We start from the raw sequence: 17,337 nt of genomic DNA on the forward strand, positions 1-17,337 counted from the left end.
GAGGAGGCCCTGCGTGGCAACGAGGTTATTCGATCTGTCCGACGAGCAAGGGGTACTGCGTACCTCCATTGCCGTCACCCTGTTCATCGCCGCGATCGGTATCGGTTTCGGCATCGCCTCGGGGTCGTTCTCGATCGTCTTCGACGGCGTCTACTCCATGGTCGACGCCAGCATGAGCGGCCTGTCGCTGGTGGTGGTGCGGCTGATCACCGCCCACACCCGCACCCATATGTCGCGCAAGCTGCGCGAGCGTTTCACCATGGGCTTCTGGCACCTGGAACCGATGGTCCTGGCGCTGAACGGCATCCTGCTCACCGGGGTGGCGATCTACGCGCTGATCAACGCCGTGCTCAGCCTGCTCGAAGGCGGGCGCGAGCTGGAGTTCGGCGTGGCCCTGGTGTACGCGGTGCTGACCGTCTGTGCCTGCCTGGCCATCGCGGTGTTCGAGGCGCGGGCCAACAAGAAGATCAATTCCGACTTCGTGCGCATGGACGTCAAGGGCTGGGTCATGTCCGCGAGCATCACCGCGGCACTGTTGATCGCGTTCTGCGTGGGGATCGCGGTGCAGGGCACGACCTGGGAATGGATCTCGCCGTACATCGACCCGGCGGTGCTGGGGCTGGTGTGCCTGGTGATCATCCCGCTGCCGTTGTCGGTGATTCGCCAGGCCCTGGCGGACATGTTCCTGGTGACCCCGGGGGACCTGAAACAGCATGTGGACGAGGTGGCGCAGGCGTTCGTCGAGCGCCACAGCATGCTGTCGTACCGGGCCTATGTGGCCAAGGTCGGGCGTTCGCGGGAGATCGAGCTGTACTTCATCGTGCCCCGGACCATGGCGGCGCGGAACATCGCCGAGTGGGATGCCTGGCGCGACGAGATCGGCGAAGCGATCGGCGGCGAGGGACCGGATCGTTGGTTGACCGTGGTGTTCACCGGGGATCCGGAGTGGGCTGAATAAACCACGCTTCCTGTACGGGATTGGCCTCCCGGCGCCACAGCGGGTACGATGCTGGCCTTTTGCGCTAGCGTCTGTCAGATACATCAAAAGGACCTGAACATGTTTCTTTCCCGCTGGCTTCCGGGCCTGGCCAACCTGCTGCATTACCGTCGCGAGTGGTTCCGCCCGGACGTGCAGGCCGGCCTGTCGGTGGCCGCCATCCAGATCCCGATCGCCATCGCCTATGCGCAGATCGCCGGCCTGCCGCCACAGGTGGGCCTGTACGCGTGCATCCTGCCGATGATCGTCTACGCCCTGGTGGGCAGTTCGCGGCAACTGATGGTCGGCCCCGACGCCGCTACCTGCGCCATGGTCGCCGGTGCCATCGCGCCACTGGCCATGGGCGACCCGGACCGCCTGCTGCAACTTTCGGTGGTGGTCACCGTGCTGGTCGGCCTGATGCTGATCTGCGCCGGGGTGGCCCGCGCCGGCTTCATCGCCAGCTTCTTCTCGCGACCGATCCTCATCGGCTACCTCAACGGCATCGGCCTGAGCCTGCTGGCCGGGCAACTGGGCAAGGTGGTCGGCTTCAAGATCGAGGGCAACGGCTTCATCCTCAGCATGATCAACTTCTTCGAGCGGCTCGGCGAAATCCACTGGCTGACCCTGGCCATCGGCCTGGCCGGGCTGGCCATGCTGATCTGGCTGCCGCGACGCTACCCGAAACTGCCCTCGGCACTGGTGACGGTGGCGGTGTTCACCCTGATCGCCGGGGTGTTCGGTCTCGACAACCACGGCGTCGCGGTGCTCGGCCATGTGCCTGGCGGCATGCCGGAACTGGCCTGGCCGCAGACCTCCCTGGAAGAAATGAAAAGCCTGCTGCGCGACGCCCTCGGCATCGCCACGGTGAGTTTCTGCAGCGCCATGCTCACCGCCCGCAGCTTCGCCGCGCGGCACGGCTACGCGATCAACGCCAACCATGAGTTCGTCGCCCTCGGCGTGTCCAACCTGGCGGCCGGGGTGTCCCAGGGCTTCGCCATCAGCGGCGCCGACTCGCGCACTGCGGTCAACGACATGGTCGGCGGCAAGAGCCAGTTGGTGGGCATCGTCGCCGCCCTGGTGATCGCCGTGATCCTGATGTTCTTCACCGCGCCCATGGCCTGGATTCCCCAGGCGGCGCTGGGCGCGGTACTGTTGATGGCCGGCTGGGGCCTGATCGACGTGCAGTCGCTGAAGAAGATCTGGGCGCTGAGCCGCTTCGAGTTCTTCCTCTGCGTGTTCACTACCTTCGGCGTGCTGGGGGTGGGCGTGCTGCCGGGGATCATCATCGCCGTGACCCTGGCGATCCTGCGTCTGCTCTACAGCATCTACCAGCCCACCGACGCGGTGCTCGGCTGGGCGCCGGGGATCGAGGGCCAGGTCGACATCAGCCGGCACAAGGACGCGCGTACCGTGCCGGGGCTGGTGGTGTACCGCTTCGACGACGCGATCCTGTTCTTCAACGCCGACTACTTCAAGATGCGCCTGCTCGACGCGGTGCAGCGCGAGGCGGATCCCAAGGCAGTGCTGTTCGACGCGGAAGCGGTGAGCAGCATCGATGTCAGCGGCATCGCGGCGCTGCGCGAGGTGCGCGACACCCTGAAGGCCCAGGGCATCGAGCTGGGCATCGCCCGGGCGCGCGGGGCGTTCCTGCGCATGCTGGTGCGCTCGGGGCTGGCGCGGGAGATGGACAATCACCTGCTGTATGGCTCGGTGCGGGCGGGGATCCGGGCGTATCGGCTGTGGCGCAACAAGGTGCGGCGGGAAGAGGCAGATGCCGGCAAGGTGGCGCCGGTACCGAGCCTTCCTTAGTGCTTGATGGCCTCATCGCGGCGTGGGTATCTACACACCTCAATCAGACGCAACACGGCCCCGGTGGGAGCGGATTTATCCGCGATTGGGCGCGAAGCGGCCATAAAACCTGCCTCCTCGGTGAATCAGACAAAACCGGGACTCAGGATTTACGACGGCTTCGCCGCCGATCGCGGACAACACCCGCGATGAGGCCATCAGCCCCACAGACGATTTCGGTTCTACCAGCCATTCTCGCCGAGCAGCGTGGCCTCATCCTTGACCACCGGCCGGCCATGGAAGCGCAGCAGCGCGCCCGTGCGATTGGTAAAGATCCCATCCACCCCCGCCTCGCTCACCCGCTTGAAATCCACCGGCTCATCGACGGTGTACACATGCACCAGCAGCCCCTTGTCATGGCTCATGCGGTTCATCCAGGGCTGCACCAGGTCGGCGTAGCTCTGCTCGCCCCCGCCGGCGAGGGCGGCAGACGGTCCGGTGCCGATGGCCCCGGCAGCCCTGGCATGGTCAAGCCAGCGCTCGAACTCGGCACGGTCCTTCGGCTGCTGGCGGGCATAGAACGCAGCCTTGTCCGCCGCACCGGAATCGGCAAAGGACGGCCCCGGCGCCGGTTCCACATGATCCTTGCCCAACCACAACAGCAACACCTTCGGCACCTGCGGCATGGCCTTGTGCAGCAGGGCCAGGCTGTCGCGGTCGAAGCTCTGCAGCACCACGCGCCCCGGCCGGTCGAGCCAGCCGCGCTGGTCCAGGGCCTTGTGCAGGTCCTGCTCGATACCGGGGAACTGCGCCGGCACCTTGGTCTCGATATACAGCCCCGGCGTACGCGCCGGGTTGGCCTCGGCGATATCCAGCACCTCGTCGAGGGTCAGTATCCTGAGCCCGGCGAACGCCGCCCGTGCCCGCTCCGGGTAGGCGCGGTTGAACCAGCTGCCGGCATCCAGGGACTTCAGCTCGGCCAGGGTAAAGGCGCTGACCGGGCTGGCCTGGCGCTCGGGAAAACGCTCGGCGACATCGCTGGTGCGACGCAGGTCGTCGTCATGCACCACCACCAGCACGCCGTCGCGGCTGCGTTGCAGGTCCAGCTCCAGGTAATCGGCACCGAGGTCTCGGGCCAGCTGGTAGGCGGGGGCGGTGGATTCGGGAGCGTCGTGTGAAGCGCCACGATGGGCGATCACCGCCGGGTACGGGATGCCTTGCGCTTTCGCCAGCGCGGCACCCTCGGCGGCATGGGCCTGGGCGCCCAGCGTGATCAGGGCGAGGCCCAGGCAGAGGTCCTTCAATCGCATTGCAACTGTCTCCTTGGAAAACCGGCCCAGAGCATAGTCGCCGAGACGGATGACAACCCGTGACGTGCTAAAGTCCCGCCCTGCCGATTTGCAACAGATTCCTACGAGACCCGCCATGCCCGCCGAACTAGACGCCTCCCTCGCCTCCTGGACGGACCTCGCCGCGCGCCATCCCTGCACTGGCCTGCTGCTGGGCAACGGCGCCAGCCGGGCGATCTGGCGGCCGTTCAGCTATTTCTCGCTGTTCGAACTGGCCCAGCGGGTGCGCAACAAGCCGCTGGGGGTGAGCGACCAGGCGCTGTTCAAGTCGCTGGGCAGCGAGCTGTTCGAACCGGTGCTCAGCGCCCTCAACACCACGGTGCGGGTCAATGCCGCGCTGGCCATCGGCTCGTCGGCGCCGTTGAACCGTTACTACGCGATCAAGGAAGCGCTGATCCACGCCGTGCGCAGCGTGCATATCCCCTGGAAGCTGCTGCCGACGGAGACCCTGGCGGCGATCAACGCCGAGCTGCGCAACTACCGCAGCGTGTTTTCCGGCAATTACGACCTGCTCTGCCATTGGGCGGTGAGCCAGGCGCCGGAAGGCTTCCAGCAGCTGTTCGACGAGGAAGGCCACTTCGATGTCAGCCGCACTCACGGCGCCGGTACCCGCCTGCACTACCTGCACGGCGGCCTGCACCTGCTGCGTACCGAGGACGGCGGCACGCGCCTGCGCGCCGCCAGCGGTAGCCAGTTGCTCGACGGCTTCGCCATCAACACCCCGGGCGATGTGCCGCTGTTCGTCAACGAATGCACCAGCGACCACAAGCTGCGCGCCATCCGCAGCTCCGACTACCTGACCTGGAGCCATGCCGCCCTGGCTAGCTACGGCGAAGGCCTGTGCATCTTCGGCCACCATCTGGACCGCGCCGACCGCCATCTGCTGCGCGCCATCCAGCAGGCAAATCCGGCCCACGTGGCGCTGTCGATCATGCCGCTGGGTGACGCCGCCATCGTCAGCCAGAAGCAGCATTACGTGCGGATCTTCGAAGAAACACCGGGGATCAAGCTGCATTTCTTCGATGCCTCGACCCACCCGCTGGGTCGCGCCGAACTCAACGTTCCGGCCCCCGCCGCCATCGCCCGGCGCCGGCGTTGATAGCAAAGAGACAGTGAAACCCCATAGCAAATAACAATAATTCTCGATAACATTTGCGACCTTTCTCTCCGGCACCCTCCCTGGAAAGTTCGCATGCAGCGCCCCAAACCCGACCGCTTCGCGCAGGACACCTGCCACGGCTTCTACGCCGATATCCTGCATTTCCTGCGCAAGCGCACGGACAACGCCAGCGATGCCGCGGACATGACCCAGGACGTCTTCACCCAATGGCTCGGCTACCGCGACAAGGCCAGGGTAGAGCAGCCGCGGGCGTTCCTGTTCCAGATGGCGCGCAACCTGCTGCGCGATCACTGGCGGCGGCAGAAAGTGCGCAACGACGTGCTCGATGAACAGGTCGAGGCCCGGGAGGACGAACGCCCCAGCGAGGCCCCCGGATCCGACCCGTTGGCCGGTGCGCAGCGCCTGCAACGGCTGGAGCATCTGAAAATTGTCCTCGCCGAACTCTCGCCGCGACGCCGCGAAGCCCTTATGCTGCACCGCTTCGAAGGCTTGAGTCAGGCGCAGATCAGTGAACGCATGGGCATCTCCGTCAGCATGGTGGAGAAACATATCGCCGCCGCACTCCTGTACTGCAAGCAGCGCCTGGACAGTGACAACGTTGCGGAGCAACCGGAATGACCCAACCTGACATGGACAGCCGTGCGCTCGACGCCCAGGCGGCGAGCTGGTTCACGCGCAACCGCAACGACCGTTCCCGGGCCACGCGCAAGGCCTTCGTCCAGTGGCTCGACCAGCCCGGGCATGCCCAGGCCTACCAGCAGTTCGAACAACTCTGGGACGACCTCGCCGCGCTCAAGGAACTGAACAAGCCGGTGGTCCTGCAACCGCGCAAGACGGCGCACTGGCGCCCGGCGCTGGCCACCGCGGCGGCGCTGGTGTGCGCTCTGCTGGCGGGCAACCTGGGCTCCACGTCGGCGCCACTGCAACGGCAACTGGCGAGCCAGGACGGCCAACCGAGCCGCGTCACCCTGCCTGATGGCAGCCGCCTCGAACTCAACGCCAACACCCGCCTGCGCATCGATTTCAATGCCGAGCGGCGCATGGTCTACCTGGAGCAAGGCCAGGTGTACCTCGACGTCGCCCCGGACAAGGAACGCCCGCTGTTCGTCGATGCCGGCACGGCGCGGGTGCGGGTGGTGGGCACCGGTTTCGACCTGCGCCGTGGCCAGCGCGAGCTGGTGCTCAGCGTCGCCCATGGCCTGGTGGCGTTCGAAACGCCGGGAGAGCGGCGTGAACCGATGCTGCTGGGAGCAAGTGAACGCGCGGTGTACAACCTCGCCCGCGGCGACCTGACCCGGCAGAGCCTGAGCGATGCGGAAGTGGCGGACTGGCGCAGCGGCCACGTGTCGTTCCGCAACCGCGAGCTGGCCAGCCTGGTGGACGAGCTTTCGCTGTACCGCCCGGCTGCGGTGTTGCTGGCTGATCCGGCGCTGGCGAACTACAAGGTTTCCGGCAACCTCGATGTGCACTATCCCGATGCCCTGCTCAATGCCCTGCCCGCGTTGCTGCCGGTGAAGACCGTGGCCCTGGCGGACGGGCGGATGCGCATCGAACGCAGCAAGTAAGACCTTGCTGCAGGGCACTGCTCGATAACCCTGAGAATATTTTTCATTCGCATGTGAGGGTTTTCCCGCCCCCTGCGTCTTCCTCCCCGACTGCGCCGTCGACACCGTCTTTTTTTGGCCTTTGGCCGTTTGGGGGATTTTCATGTTTCGTGCGTTTCGAGCGTCCAAGCCAACGTTGCTGGCCGCCTGCCTGGCCTTGAGCCTGCAGGCCCAGGCCGCAGAGGTAGCCCTGCACTTGCCGGCGCAGCCGCTGGCCGCCTCGCTGAGCCAGGTGGCGCAGCAGGCCAAGGTGCAACTGCTGTTCGACGAGGCGCTGCTGCGCAACGTCGCCGCCCCGGCCCTCAACGGCCAGTTCAGCGCCGAGGAGGCGATCACCCGCCTCCTGGCCAGCAGCCAGTTCACCCTGGTCAAGGTCGGCAACACCTACGTGGTGCGTCCCAGGGAAACCCGGACCACCCCTCCCGGCAACGCCAACAGCGGCATCCAGCTCGGCGCCATGAGCATCGTCGGCGACGGCCAGCAGGTCACTCCGGCCACCGTCGGCCGCTCGACCCTGACCCAGCGCGACATCGACCGCGAACAGGCGAACAACGTCCCCTCGCTGCTGAGCACCCTGCCCGGCGTGGAAATGACCGGCTCCATGATGCCCGGCGGGCAGAAGATCAATATCTGGGGCATGGGTGAAGCCGAGGATGTGCAACTGACCGTCGACGGCGCCACCAAGACCGGCTTCGAGCGCTACCAGCAAGGCACGATGTTCATCGAGCCCGAGCTGATCAAGAGCATCGAGGTGGAGAAAGGCCCGCACTCGCCCTTCGTCGGCAACGGCGGCCTCGCCGGCAGCGTGCACATGACCACCAAGGACGCCCCCGACCTGCTGCAGGAAGGTCGCGACAGCGGCGCCATGGTCAAGTACGGCTACTCCAGCAACGACCACCAGCAGGTCTACAGCACCGCACTGTTCGGTCGCACCGAAGACCGCCGCATCGACGCCCTGGCCTACCTGACCAAGCGCGATGGCGACGACTTCAAGCTGGCCTCGTCCCTGCCCGACCCGCGCAACCAGTACCCGATCAATCCCAAGCGCCTGCCCGACAGCGCCCAGGACCTGGAAGGCGGCCTGTTCAAGCTGAACTTCCAGCTCGATGAAGAACAGTCCCTGGGCCTGTCGTACTCGCGCTCGAAGAACGAGCGCATGACCCGCTACTCGTCGACCAACTATTCGACGCCGCCGACCCAGGCCAACATCGACCGCTACGGCTACAAGGACGCCATCCGCCGCTACCTGGCCCAGCGCGAGACCATCGACACCACCTGGTCGGCCAAGTACCGCTACCAGCCGGTGGACAACCCGCTGGTCAACCTGGAGGTGAGCTACTCCGAGTCCGACGTCGACCAGACCGACGAGCGCGGCGCCAACGCGTTCTTCCAGCTCGCCACCGGCGGCCGGAAGATGGACACCGAGTACAAGGACCGCAACTTCGAAGTGCGCAACACCGCGCAGTTCAGCACTGGCGTGCTGGAGCACGCGCTGACCACCGGTGTCGAGCTGCATCGCCATGCCCGTGAAACCGAGATGTGGATGCCGGGCAACACCTACAACACCGCCGCCTACAACTACGGCCACTTCCAGCCGAACTTCATGCCTCACGGCAAGGTGGACACCAACAGCGCCTACGTGCAGGACGCCATCACCATAGGCCAGGTGACCATCACCCCGTCGCTGCGCTACGACCACGTGCGCAACCGTGGCGAGAAGAACGATGCGCCGTACTACAACGTCGCCTCCGCCGGGCATGACTACAGCGCCAAGACCTACACCGGCTGGTCGCCGCGCCTGTCGCTGTTCTGGCACGCCACCGACGATGTCGCCTTCTTCGCCGACTACTCCAAGACCTGGCGCGCCCCGGTGATCGACGAGCAGTACGAAGTGCAGAGCGCGGCCAGTACCCGCAGTTCCACCAGCCGCGACCTCGATCCGGAACGCATCACCGCCCTGCGCCTGGGTAACGTCACCGACTTCTCCGGCCTGTTCACAAGCGACGACAACCTGCAAGTGCGCACCACCCTGTTCCACAACAAGATCAAGGACGAGATCTTCAAGAACCTGGGGATCGAGTGCCAGAAGCAGACCGTCACCGGTGGCAATATCAGCAGCAACTGCGGCAACTACCTGATCGGCAACTACCGCAACCTGGACGGCGTGACCTACAAGGGCTTCGAGGTGGAGAGCTTCTACGACTCGACCTACCTGTTCGGCACCCTGTCCTACACCTGGATGACCGGCAAGCACGAAGGTGCCTACACCAACCCCTGGGGTCCGGATGTCTGGGCACGTGATGTGCCCGCGCCGAAATGGGTGGCACGACTGGGCGTGAAGATTCCCGAGTGGGATGCCGTGGTGGGCTGGAAAGGCCTGTGGGTACGCCAGACCGATCGTCTGCCGAGCGACAAGTACCCGGCAGGCTCGGTCGGCAGCGCCCTGGGCGACTCCTCCTGGGACCACCGCGCCAACGAGGCCTACAACGTCCAGGGCCTGTTCGCCAGCTGGAAGCCGCAGCAGCCTTACCTGAAGGGCACCGAGGTCAATTTCACCCTGGATAACATGTTCAACCGCGACTACGCGCCGATGCTCAGCGACGACAACGTGTACAGCGTGGGACGCAACGCGAAGATCAGTGTGACGCGGTTCTTCTGATCAGGATCCGATGCCTGCTTCAAGCCGGTTTTCACAGGTGCCGCGCCGCACTCAAGGACGGCGGAGAAACCTGTGGGAGCTGGCTTGCCAGCGATGAGGCCCGAGAGCACAACACCGTCGTATCTCGCTACGAAAATTCACCTATCTCCGACTTTCTTGTAGGCAATTTCCCAAGCATACTCCCCGCCCCCGCCTGGTGGTTGCGTCCTGTGGAAACGCTGCCTAGTCTTCGCCGGTCGTCGCAAAACGATGACCGGATTAGCAGTCCGCAAGACATAACGACCTTCGTCAGGACACCTTCATGGTGGCCGTGCGTGTGGGCACCTTCGGGTGCGCCGGGTTGTTATGTCCTCGGTCTGCTAACCCACGCACGGTCGCCACCCATTCGTTTAGCGGCGGAAAGTGGTGACCTCTGGAGAACGACATAACCGAGGCACCCATGAAGAAAATCGTCCCCGATCCACCCTACGAACTCTGCGTAGGCCCCAACCTCTCCCACAACGACGCCATCCAGCACGCCGAGAAAAACCTCGAAAACGCCTTGCGCCTGGTGAAGCTCCTGCCCGAGCAGGCGCACCTCGAACACCAGCACCGACTGGAAGACGCCATCCTCAACCTGAAGATCAGCAAAGCCATGCTGACCCTGGCCCAGTCGAAGACGCCAATGATGGTGCCGATCGAGTGAAGCCCTGCTCCCGCAGGGTTCGCGCCGTCCACGAATTCCGCGGCTGGAACAGAACCCTGTGGGAGCTCGCCAGCGATGGGCATACCTCTTTTGAATCGTCTTACCCGCAGCTCAAAACTGACAGCTACATGCCGATGAGTGCCCAATGTGTAGATCGCCACACTCATCCAGGCTGAGCCACCACCAACTCCCCTAGCTATACTCAGCAAACCACCCGGCACTCGCCGGGTCTCTCCATCCGCTCCCTAGCAGAGTCGTTCGCCGTCGCTATCGCGCTGATAACAACGGGGCCGACAGTGCATCCCCACCTTTGCTACACGGGTACGGCACCCGTGGCACCTCTCTTTGCGGGGGCACTCCTACGCGCCTCCAGGGAGCCAGACATGCAAATCGTCACGTCCTTCGAAGGGCTTCAACAACCACACTCACAAGGAACAGCGGCCGCCACCCAGTCACGCATTCACTGCGTGTATTGGTTGTCGGAGTTCTACATGCTCGATGTTGCCCCTTGGGGCATCATCCTGCCACTGGACGTTATCGGGGAGGGTCTCGTCAGTTTTTCTCTGGAGATCGCATCCTTGGGCCTGCCTGCAGGCACGGTGCTGGGGATGCGCTGGACACCGGAAAGCGGAAACGATACACACCTGGAGACCTACCACATGACCGGAGATGAACCCGCGAATGTCCGCCTTCGCCTGAAAAGCCCGTGGCTGTGGGAGGCAGAGGGTCAGAGGGTACTGATCGAGCATGAAATCGTGCAGCCTGACGGCAGCGTCACGATTGGCGAACCGGTCACTGTTCAGGTGGCCAATGAACTCGTATTCGGCAAGATGACCGTCGATGGATTGCGGGAGGGTAGCGTGCTCGATCCCAAGGACTATCCCGACGGCATCCGCGTCCATTACACCCCGATCGACAACATTCGCGATTACCAGAGAGTGTCGTTCCTGTGGTCGGCACTGGGGATCCGTGAAGGAATGCAGTACACCCTGGCAAACATCGTATTTTCGTCGCCTGGCAAGCCCGGAGAAGACTATTACTTTCGAGTCCCGCAGGAGTATTACACCGGCCTTGACGACACACGCTTCGAGCGAGTCATCTTTCAGGCCTCCGCCTCGGTGAAACTGGCCCCGGAACCGAACCCGCAGTTTTTCTACGGTTATGGAGGATTCGAGGCGACACTGCTGCAAAACACCCAACACGGCTGAGACTCGCGTATGTCGGGGACGCGATGTCCCCGGCATCGCTCACTCTGCGATCAGCCCATCAGCCTTGAGCAACGTCTCTAGGCAGTGCTCCGACACGCCATAGAACGCCTTCAACTCGGCAATCCTCTCCAGCAGCGCCGACGGGTCTCCCGCCTCCTTGCGCTTGGTCGCGAGGATCATCTTGTTCTTGCTGGTGTGCTCCAGCGAGATGAACTCGAACACCTTGACGTCATAGCCGCAGGCTTCCAGGTACAGGGCGCGCAGGCTGTCGGTGAGCATCTCGGCCTGCTGGCCCAGGTGCAGGCCGTATTGCAGCATCGGCTTGAGCAACCCCGGGCTGCTCAACTGCGGGCGGATCTGCTTGTGGCAGCACGGCGAGCACATGATGATCGCCGCGCCGCAACGGATGCCGGTGTGGATCGCGTAGTCGGTGGCGATATCGCAAGCGTGCAGGGCGATCATCACGTCGATCTCGGCCGGCACCACGCTGCGCACGTCGCCCTGTTCGAACACCAGGCCCGGGTGCTCCAGGCGGCCGGCGGCGGCGTTGCACAGTTCGACCATGTCCGGGCGCAGCTCCACGCCCGTGACCTGGGCCGCACGCTGCTGGGTGTTGCACAGGTAGTCATGGATGGCGAAGGTCAGGTAGCCCTTGCCCGAGCCGAAGTCCGCCACCCGCACCGCCTGCTCTGGCGGCAGCGCCACACTGCTGAAGGCGTGGGAAAACACTTCGATGAACTTGTTGATCTGCTTCCACTTGCGCGACATCGCCGGGATCAGCGCCTGCTGCTTGTCGGTGACGCCGAGGTCGTGGAGGAAGGGCCGGCTCAGTTCCAGGTAACGCTTCTTCTCCCGGTCGTGCTCGCCGCCTGCGGCCTGGCGCACCTGCTGGGCAGCGTTGCGGTGCAGCATCGGCTTGCCCTTCTTGGTGAACTCCAGCTGCACTTCGTCGGCCAGGGTCAGCAGGTGGGCATTGCGGAAGGCGCCCGGCAGCCATTCGGCGATCTGCGCCAGGGCTTCGTCCAGCGGCAGGTTGCGGGTGATGTCGCGGGTCTTGTAGCGATGGACGAACTGCAGGCTCGGCGTGCCCTTGACCGTCAGCGGCTTGGCGGTGATGCGCTGCAGGTCGGCCTCGGCACCGACATGGCGGGCCAGCACCAGTTTGACGAAGGCTTGCTGTTGCAGGCTCTCGGCGAGCACGGCGAGAAACTGCGCACGGGCATCCGGCGCGGCCTGGGCGTTGGGGGTAGCGGACATGGGGATTGGGTGCCTCGGGGTAGATGCCGGGCATTTTACGTGGAGGGCCGGCGCTCAGTCGAGGATCACCAGGCGGTTGGGCAGCTCGTTGCGATCGCTGGTGGCCGGGACATGCGCCTTGAGCAGTTCGCCGCAGGCCTGGATGCAGGTGAGGAAGCCTTCGAGGGTCTGCCCGGCGCGGACCTGGGCGGTGAAGCCGGCGACCAGGGCGTCCCACACCTGGTCATCGAGCCGCGCGGCGATGCCGTCGTCCACCAGGATTTCCACGTAGCGCTCCGCCTCGCAGACGAAGATCAGCACCCCGGTGCGCCCGGCGGTGTGGTGCAGGTTCTGTTCGAGAAACTGCCGCCGCGCCAGGTTGGACGCCCGCCAGTGGCGCACCCGCCGCGGTACCAGGCGGCTGGTGAACAGCGGCAGGCGCAGGACCAGCACGAGCACGATGAAGGTCAGCCATTGGGTGAGCAGCAGGCCGTGGGCGCTGAACCAGCCGGTCAGGTAATACAGCAATCCCGGTACCAGCAGCGCCAGCAGGCTGGCCCAGACCAGCGGGACGTAGGCGTAGTCGTCGGCGCTGCGGGCGAGGACGGTGACCAGCTCGGCGTCGGTGTGCCGCTCGACCTCGGCAATGGCTTCGGCGACCTGGCGTTGCTGGAATTCGTTGAGTAGTGCCATGGGCTTCCTTCAAAGACAATTTCAAAAGCACGATGCGGATCCTGTGGGAGCGGGTTTACCCGCGATGACGGCGGTGCATTCACTATCGCAATCGCGGGTAAACCCGCTCCCACAGGGTCCGCGCTTGATCTACAAAGGGTGGAACTACCAGCTACCGGACGAACCACCGCCGCCGAAGCTGCCACCGCCACCACCAAAACCACCCCCGCCGCGACCGCCACCACCCAGCCCGCCGAAGCCGCCACCAAAACCGCCCCCAGGGCCACCGCGCCGGCCACCGCCGCCGAGCCCCTGAAGATAAAGCACGACCACCACCAGCACGATGAACAGACCAATCGCCCACAGCGACGGCGGCTCGCCCTCGCCGTCCGCCGAACTGACGCGGGACGGCTGCGCCAGCGGGTTGCCGCCGAGCACCTGGAGAATCGCCGCGCTGCCCTGGACGATGCCCTGGCTCATTTCTCCGCGCTTGAACGCCGGCAGGATGATGCGATTGATGATCACCGACGACTGCGCATCGGTCAGCCGCTCCTCCAGCCCATACCCCACTTCGATACGCACCTTGCGCTGCTGCGGCGCGACGATCAGCAGCGCGCCGTTGTCCTTGCCCTTCTGGCCGATGCCCCAGTGCCGGCCCAGTCGATAGCCGTAGTCCTCGATCTCCAGGCCCTGCAAGTCGGGCACCGTGGCCACCACCACCTGCTCGCCGGTGGCCTGCTCATGGGCTTCGAGCATCTGCCCGAGTTGGGCGCGGGTGTGAGCGTCGAGCAGGTTGGCGTCGTCCACCACCCGCCCGCTCAACGTCGGGAACACCACCTCGGCGCGCACCACCAGCGCCGCACAGAGCAGCGCCAGCAGGACCACGACCTTCAACGGACGCATCAGAACTTCACTTCAGGCGCTTTGTCGGCATCGGCGCTGGTGGCCTCGAAGCTCTCGCGCAGCGGCAAGTCGCTGTACATCAGGCTGTGCCAGATGCGCCCGGGGAAGGTGCGGATCTCGGTGTTGTACTTCTGCACCGCGGCGATGAAGTCCTTGCGCGCCACGGCAATGCGGTTTTCCGTGCCTTCGAGCTGGGACTGCAGGGCCAGGAAGTTCTGGTCGGCCTTGAGGTTGGGGTACTGCTCGGCAACCACCATCAGCCGGCTCAGGGCCCCGGTCAGTTGTGCCTGGGCCGCCTGGAATTGCTTGATCTTTTCCGGATCGTTCAGGGTACTGGCATCGACCTGGATCGAGGTGGCCTTGGCCCGCGCCTCGATCACCGCCGTGAGGGTGGCCTGCTCGTGGGCGGCGTAGCCCTTGACCGTCGCCACCAGGTTGGGAATCAGGTCGGCGCGGCGCTGGTACTGGTTCTGCACCTGGCCCCAGGCGGCCTTGACCTGCTCGTCGTAGCTGGGAATGTTGTTGATCCCGCAGCCGGCCAGCAGGCTGGCGAGGAGGATCAGCAACCAGGGTTTGCCACGGGAGATCGCAAGCATCGGGTAACGCTCCTTGGATGACTGTTCAACTACCTGACTTGAGGCATAATCCGTGACCGCCGCTGGATAGTGCGGGCCCAATCGGCTACAAACGTGCCCCAGCAAACTACAACAATAGCCGCTCCCCCAATTTCGGCTGGTCGGTATCTCCCGTGAATACCGGCGCGAGCCACGAGAACAGAATTCATGAAGAAGCTGTGTTTGCTGGGCCTGCTCGTCAGCCTGGCCAGTCAGACGGCCCTGGCCGACACCTCCGCCGCTGCCGCGCACCTGAAGGAAAAGAAAGCCTTCGTCGACCACCTGCTGGGCCAGATGACCCAGGACGAGAAGATCGGCCAGTTGCGCCTGATCTCCATCGGCCCGGAAATGCCGCGGGAGAAGATCCGCGAGGAAATCGCCGCCGGCCGCATCGGCGGCACCTTCAACTCGCGCACCGCGCCCGAGAACCGGCCGATGCAGGACGCCGCCATGCGCAGCCGCCTGAAGATCCCGATGTTCTTCGCCTACGACACCATCCACGGCAACCGCACCATCTTCCCGATCGGCCTGGGCATGGCCTCGTCCTGGGACATGAAGGCCATCGCCACGGTCGGCCGCACCTCGGCCGTCGAGGCCGCCGCCGACTCCCTGGACATGACCTTCGCGCCGATGGTCGACATCGCCCGTGACCCACGTTGGGGCCGCACCAGCGAGGGCTTTGGCGAAGACACCTACCTGACCTCGAAGATCGGCAAGGTGATGGTCGAGTCGTTCCAGGGCAAGAGCCCGGCCGAGCACGACAGCATCATGGCCATCGTCAAGCACTTCGCCCTGTACGGCGCGGTGGAAGGCGGGCGCGACTACAACACGGTCGATATGAGCCTGCCGAAGATGTACAACGACTACCTGCCGCCCTACCGTGCGGCCATCGACGCCGGTGCCGGCGGGGTGATGGTGGCGCTGAACTCGATCAACGGCGTGCCGGCCACCTCCAACACCTGGCTGATGAACGACCTGCTGCGCAAGGAATGGGGCTTCAATGGCGTGACCATCAGCGACCACGGCGCGATCCAGGAGCTGATCCGCCACGGCGTCGCCCGCGACGGTCGCGAGGCGGCCAAGCTGGCGATCAAGGCCGGCATCGACATGAGCATGAACGACACCCTGTACGGCGAAGAGCTGCCGGGGCTGCTCAAGTCCGGCGAAGTGAGCCAGGCCGAGCTGGACCAGGCGGTCCGCGAAGTGCTCGGCGCCAAGTACGACATGGGCCTGTTCAAGGATCCGTACGTACGCATCGGCAAGCCCGAGAACGACGTGCCGGACTACTACGCCGACGCCCGCCTGCACCGCGACGCGGCCCGCGACGTGGCCCGGCGTGGCCTGGTCCTGCTGGAAAACCGCCAGCAGACCCTGCCGCTGAAGAAATCCGGGACCATCGCCCTGGTCGGCCCGCTGGCCGATGCGCCGATCGACATGATGGGCAGCTGGGCCGCCGACGGTAAGCCGGTGCACTCGGTGACCGTCCGCGAAGGCCTGCGCCGCGCCGTCGGCGACAAGGCGAAACTGGTCTACGCCAAGGGTTCCAACATCACCGGCAACCAGGCGATGTTCGACTACCTGAACTTCCTCAACTTCGACGCCCCGGAAATCGTCAACGACCCGCGCCCGGCCGCCGTGCTGATCGACGAAGCGGTCAAGGCCGCCAGGCAGTCCGACGTGGTGGTGGCCGTGGTCGGCGAGTCCCGTGGCATGTCCCACGAGTCTTCCAGCCGCACCACCCTGGAAATCCCGGAAGTGCAGCGCGATTTGATCAAGGCCCTGAAGGCCACCGGCAAGCCGCTGGTGCTGGTGCTGATGAACGGCCGTCCGCTGTCCATCGGCTGGGAGCGCGAGCAGGCCGACGCCGTGCTGGAAACCTGGTTCTCCGGGACCGAGGGCGGCAATGCCATTGCCGACGTGCTGTTCGGCGACTACAACCCGTCGGGCAAGCTGCCGATCACCTTCCCGCGCTCGGTGGGACAGATCCCGATGTACTACAACCACATGCGCATCGGCCGGCCGTTCACCCCGGGCAAGCCGGGCAACTACACCTCGCAGTACTTCGAGGAAGCCAACGGCCCGCTGTATCCGTTCGGCTACGGCCTGAGCTACACCGAGTTCTCGGTGTCGCCGCTGACCCTGTCGAGCAAGACCCTGAAGCAAGGCGCCAGCCTGGAAGCCAGCGTTACCGTGAAGAACACCGGCAAGCGCGACGGCGAAACCGTGGTGCAGTTGTACGTGCAGGACGTCGCCGCGTCGATGAGCCGCCCGGTCAAGGAGTTGAAGAACTTCCAGAAGATCATGCTCAAGGCGGGTGAAGAACGGGTGTTGACCTTCCGTATCGGCGAGGACGACCTGAAGTTCTACAACAGCCAGCTGAAGTTCGCCGCGGAACCGGGCGAGTTCAACGTGCAGGTCGGCCTGGATTCCGAGTCGGTGCAGCAACAGAGCTTCGAGCTGCTGTAAGCGCCTCCAGCCCCACGGGGAAGCGCCATCCGGCCTTCCCCATCGCCCGGATCG

At 65.1% G+C, this 17,337-nt stretch carries 14 protein-coding genes; 9 read left to right on the forward strand and 5 right to left on the reverse strand.

What is annotated here, in order from left to right; translation table 11 throughout:
* Positions 1-13: 13 nt before the first annotated feature.
* Entirely contained in the window at positions 14-958 is a 945-nt protein-coding gene (locus tag V0R59_RS04150; protein WP_330073415.1) for a cation diffusion facilitator family transporter, read from the forward strand.
* 99 nt (positions 959-1,057) lie between these two features.
* Complete coding sequence (locus V0R59_RS04155; protein ID WP_330073414.1) at positions 1,058-2,788, forward strand: SulP family inorganic anion transporter; 1,731 nt, start codon at positions 1,058-1,060, stop codon at positions 2,786-2,788.
* Between the two features lie 221 nt (positions 2,789-3,009).
* On the opposite strand, the gene V0R59_RS04160 is transcribed toward V0R59_RS04155, so the two are convergent.
* Complete coding sequence (locus tag V0R59_RS04160; protein WP_330073413.1) at positions 3,010-4,077, reverse strand: glycerophosphodiester phosphodiesterase; 1,068 nt, start codon at positions 4,075-4,077, stop codon at positions 3,010-3,012.
* Positions 4,078-4,192: 115 nt separating this feature from the next.
* Here V0R59_RS04160 and V0R59_RS04165 point away from each other — a divergent pair, with 115 nt between their 5' ends.
* The 6 genes from V0R59_RS04165 (at position 4,193) to V0R59_RS04190 (ending at position 11,392) form a co-directional block, all read left to right on the forward strand.
* Complete coding sequence (locus V0R59_RS04165) at positions 4,193-5,215, forward strand: DUF4917 family protein (RefSeq protein WP_330073412.1); 1,023 nt, start codon at positions 4,193-4,195, stop codon at positions 5,213-5,215.
* A gap of 93 nt (positions 5,216-5,308) precedes the next feature.
* Positions 5,309-5,854, forward strand: coding sequence for an RNA polymerase sigma factor (locus tag V0R59_RS04170; protein ID WP_330073411.1), 546 nt, complete (start codon positions 5,309-5,311; stop codon positions 5,852-5,854).
* Positions 5,851-6,801, forward strand: coding sequence for a FecR family protein (locus V0R59_RS04175; RefSeq protein WP_330073410.1), 951 nt, complete (start codon positions 5,851-5,853; stop codon positions 6,799-6,801). Before V0R59_RS04170 ends, V0R59_RS04175 begins: the two co-directional genes overlap by 4 nt.
* 142 nt (positions 6,802-6,943) lie before the next feature.
* Positions 6,944-9,499, forward strand: coding sequence for a TonB-dependent receptor (locus V0R59_RS04180; RefSeq protein WP_330073409.1), 2,556 nt, complete (start codon positions 6,944-6,946; stop codon positions 9,497-9,499).
* A 439-nt stretch (positions 9,500-9,938) separates the two neighbouring features.
* A complete protein-coding gene (locus tag V0R59_RS04185) occupies positions 9,939-10,184 on the forward strand; it encodes a hypothetical protein (RefSeq protein WP_330073408.1) in 246 nt (81 codons plus the stop codon).
* A 383-nt stretch (positions 10,185-10,567) separates the two neighbouring features.
* Positions 10,568-11,392 (forward strand): hypothetical protein, encoded by an 825-nt coding sequence (locus V0R59_RS04190; RefSeq protein WP_330073407.1) that lies wholly within the window; start codon positions 10,568-10,570, stop codon positions 11,390-11,392.
* Positions 11,393-11,431: 39 nt separating this feature from the next.
* Here V0R59_RS04190 and V0R59_RS04195 read toward each other — a convergent pair whose 3' ends face one another.
* The 4 genes from V0R59_RS04195 to V0R59_RS04210 all read right to left on the reverse strand — a co-directional run bounded on the left by V0R59_RS04195 (position 11,432) and on the right by V0R59_RS04210 (position 14,799).
* Positions 11,432-12,649: a class I SAM-dependent methyltransferase gene (locus V0R59_RS04195; RefSeq protein WP_330073406.1), complete on the reverse strand. Its 1,218-nt coding sequence runs from the start codon at positions 12,647-12,649 to the stop codon at positions 11,432-11,434.
* A gap of 54 nt (positions 12,650-12,703) precedes the next feature.
* Entirely contained in the window at positions 12,704-13,321 is a 618-nt protein-coding gene (locus V0R59_RS04200) for a TPM domain-containing protein (protein ID WP_330073405.1), read from the reverse strand.
* 144 nt (positions 13,322-13,465) lie between these two features.
* On the reverse strand, positions 13,466-14,203 hold the full coding sequence (locus V0R59_RS04205) for a TPM domain-containing protein (RefSeq protein ID WP_330073404.1): 738 nt from the start codon (positions 14,201-14,203) through the stop codon (positions 13,466-13,468).
* Positions 14,203-14,799, reverse strand: coding sequence for a LemA family protein (locus tag V0R59_RS04210; RefSeq protein WP_330073403.1), 597 nt, complete (start codon positions 14,797-14,799; stop codon positions 14,203-14,205). Before V0R59_RS04210 ends, V0R59_RS04205 begins: the two co-directional genes overlap by 1 nt.
* A gap of 186 nt (positions 14,800-14,985) precedes the next feature.
* Here V0R59_RS04210 and bglX point away from each other — a divergent pair, with 186 nt between their 5' ends.
* Positions 14,986-17,283 (forward strand): beta-glucosidase BglX, encoded by a 2,298-nt coding sequence (gene bglX, locus V0R59_RS04215; protein ID WP_330073402.1) that lies wholly within the window; start codon positions 14,986-14,988, stop codon positions 17,281-17,283.
* Positions 17,284-17,337: the final 54 nt, after the last annotated feature.

This window comes from Pseudomonas ulcerans, assembly GCF_036324125.1.
GTDB classification, from domain to species: Bacteria; Pseudomonadota; Gammaproteobacteria; order Pseudomonadales; family Pseudomonadaceae; genus Aquipseudomonas; species Aquipseudomonas ulcerans.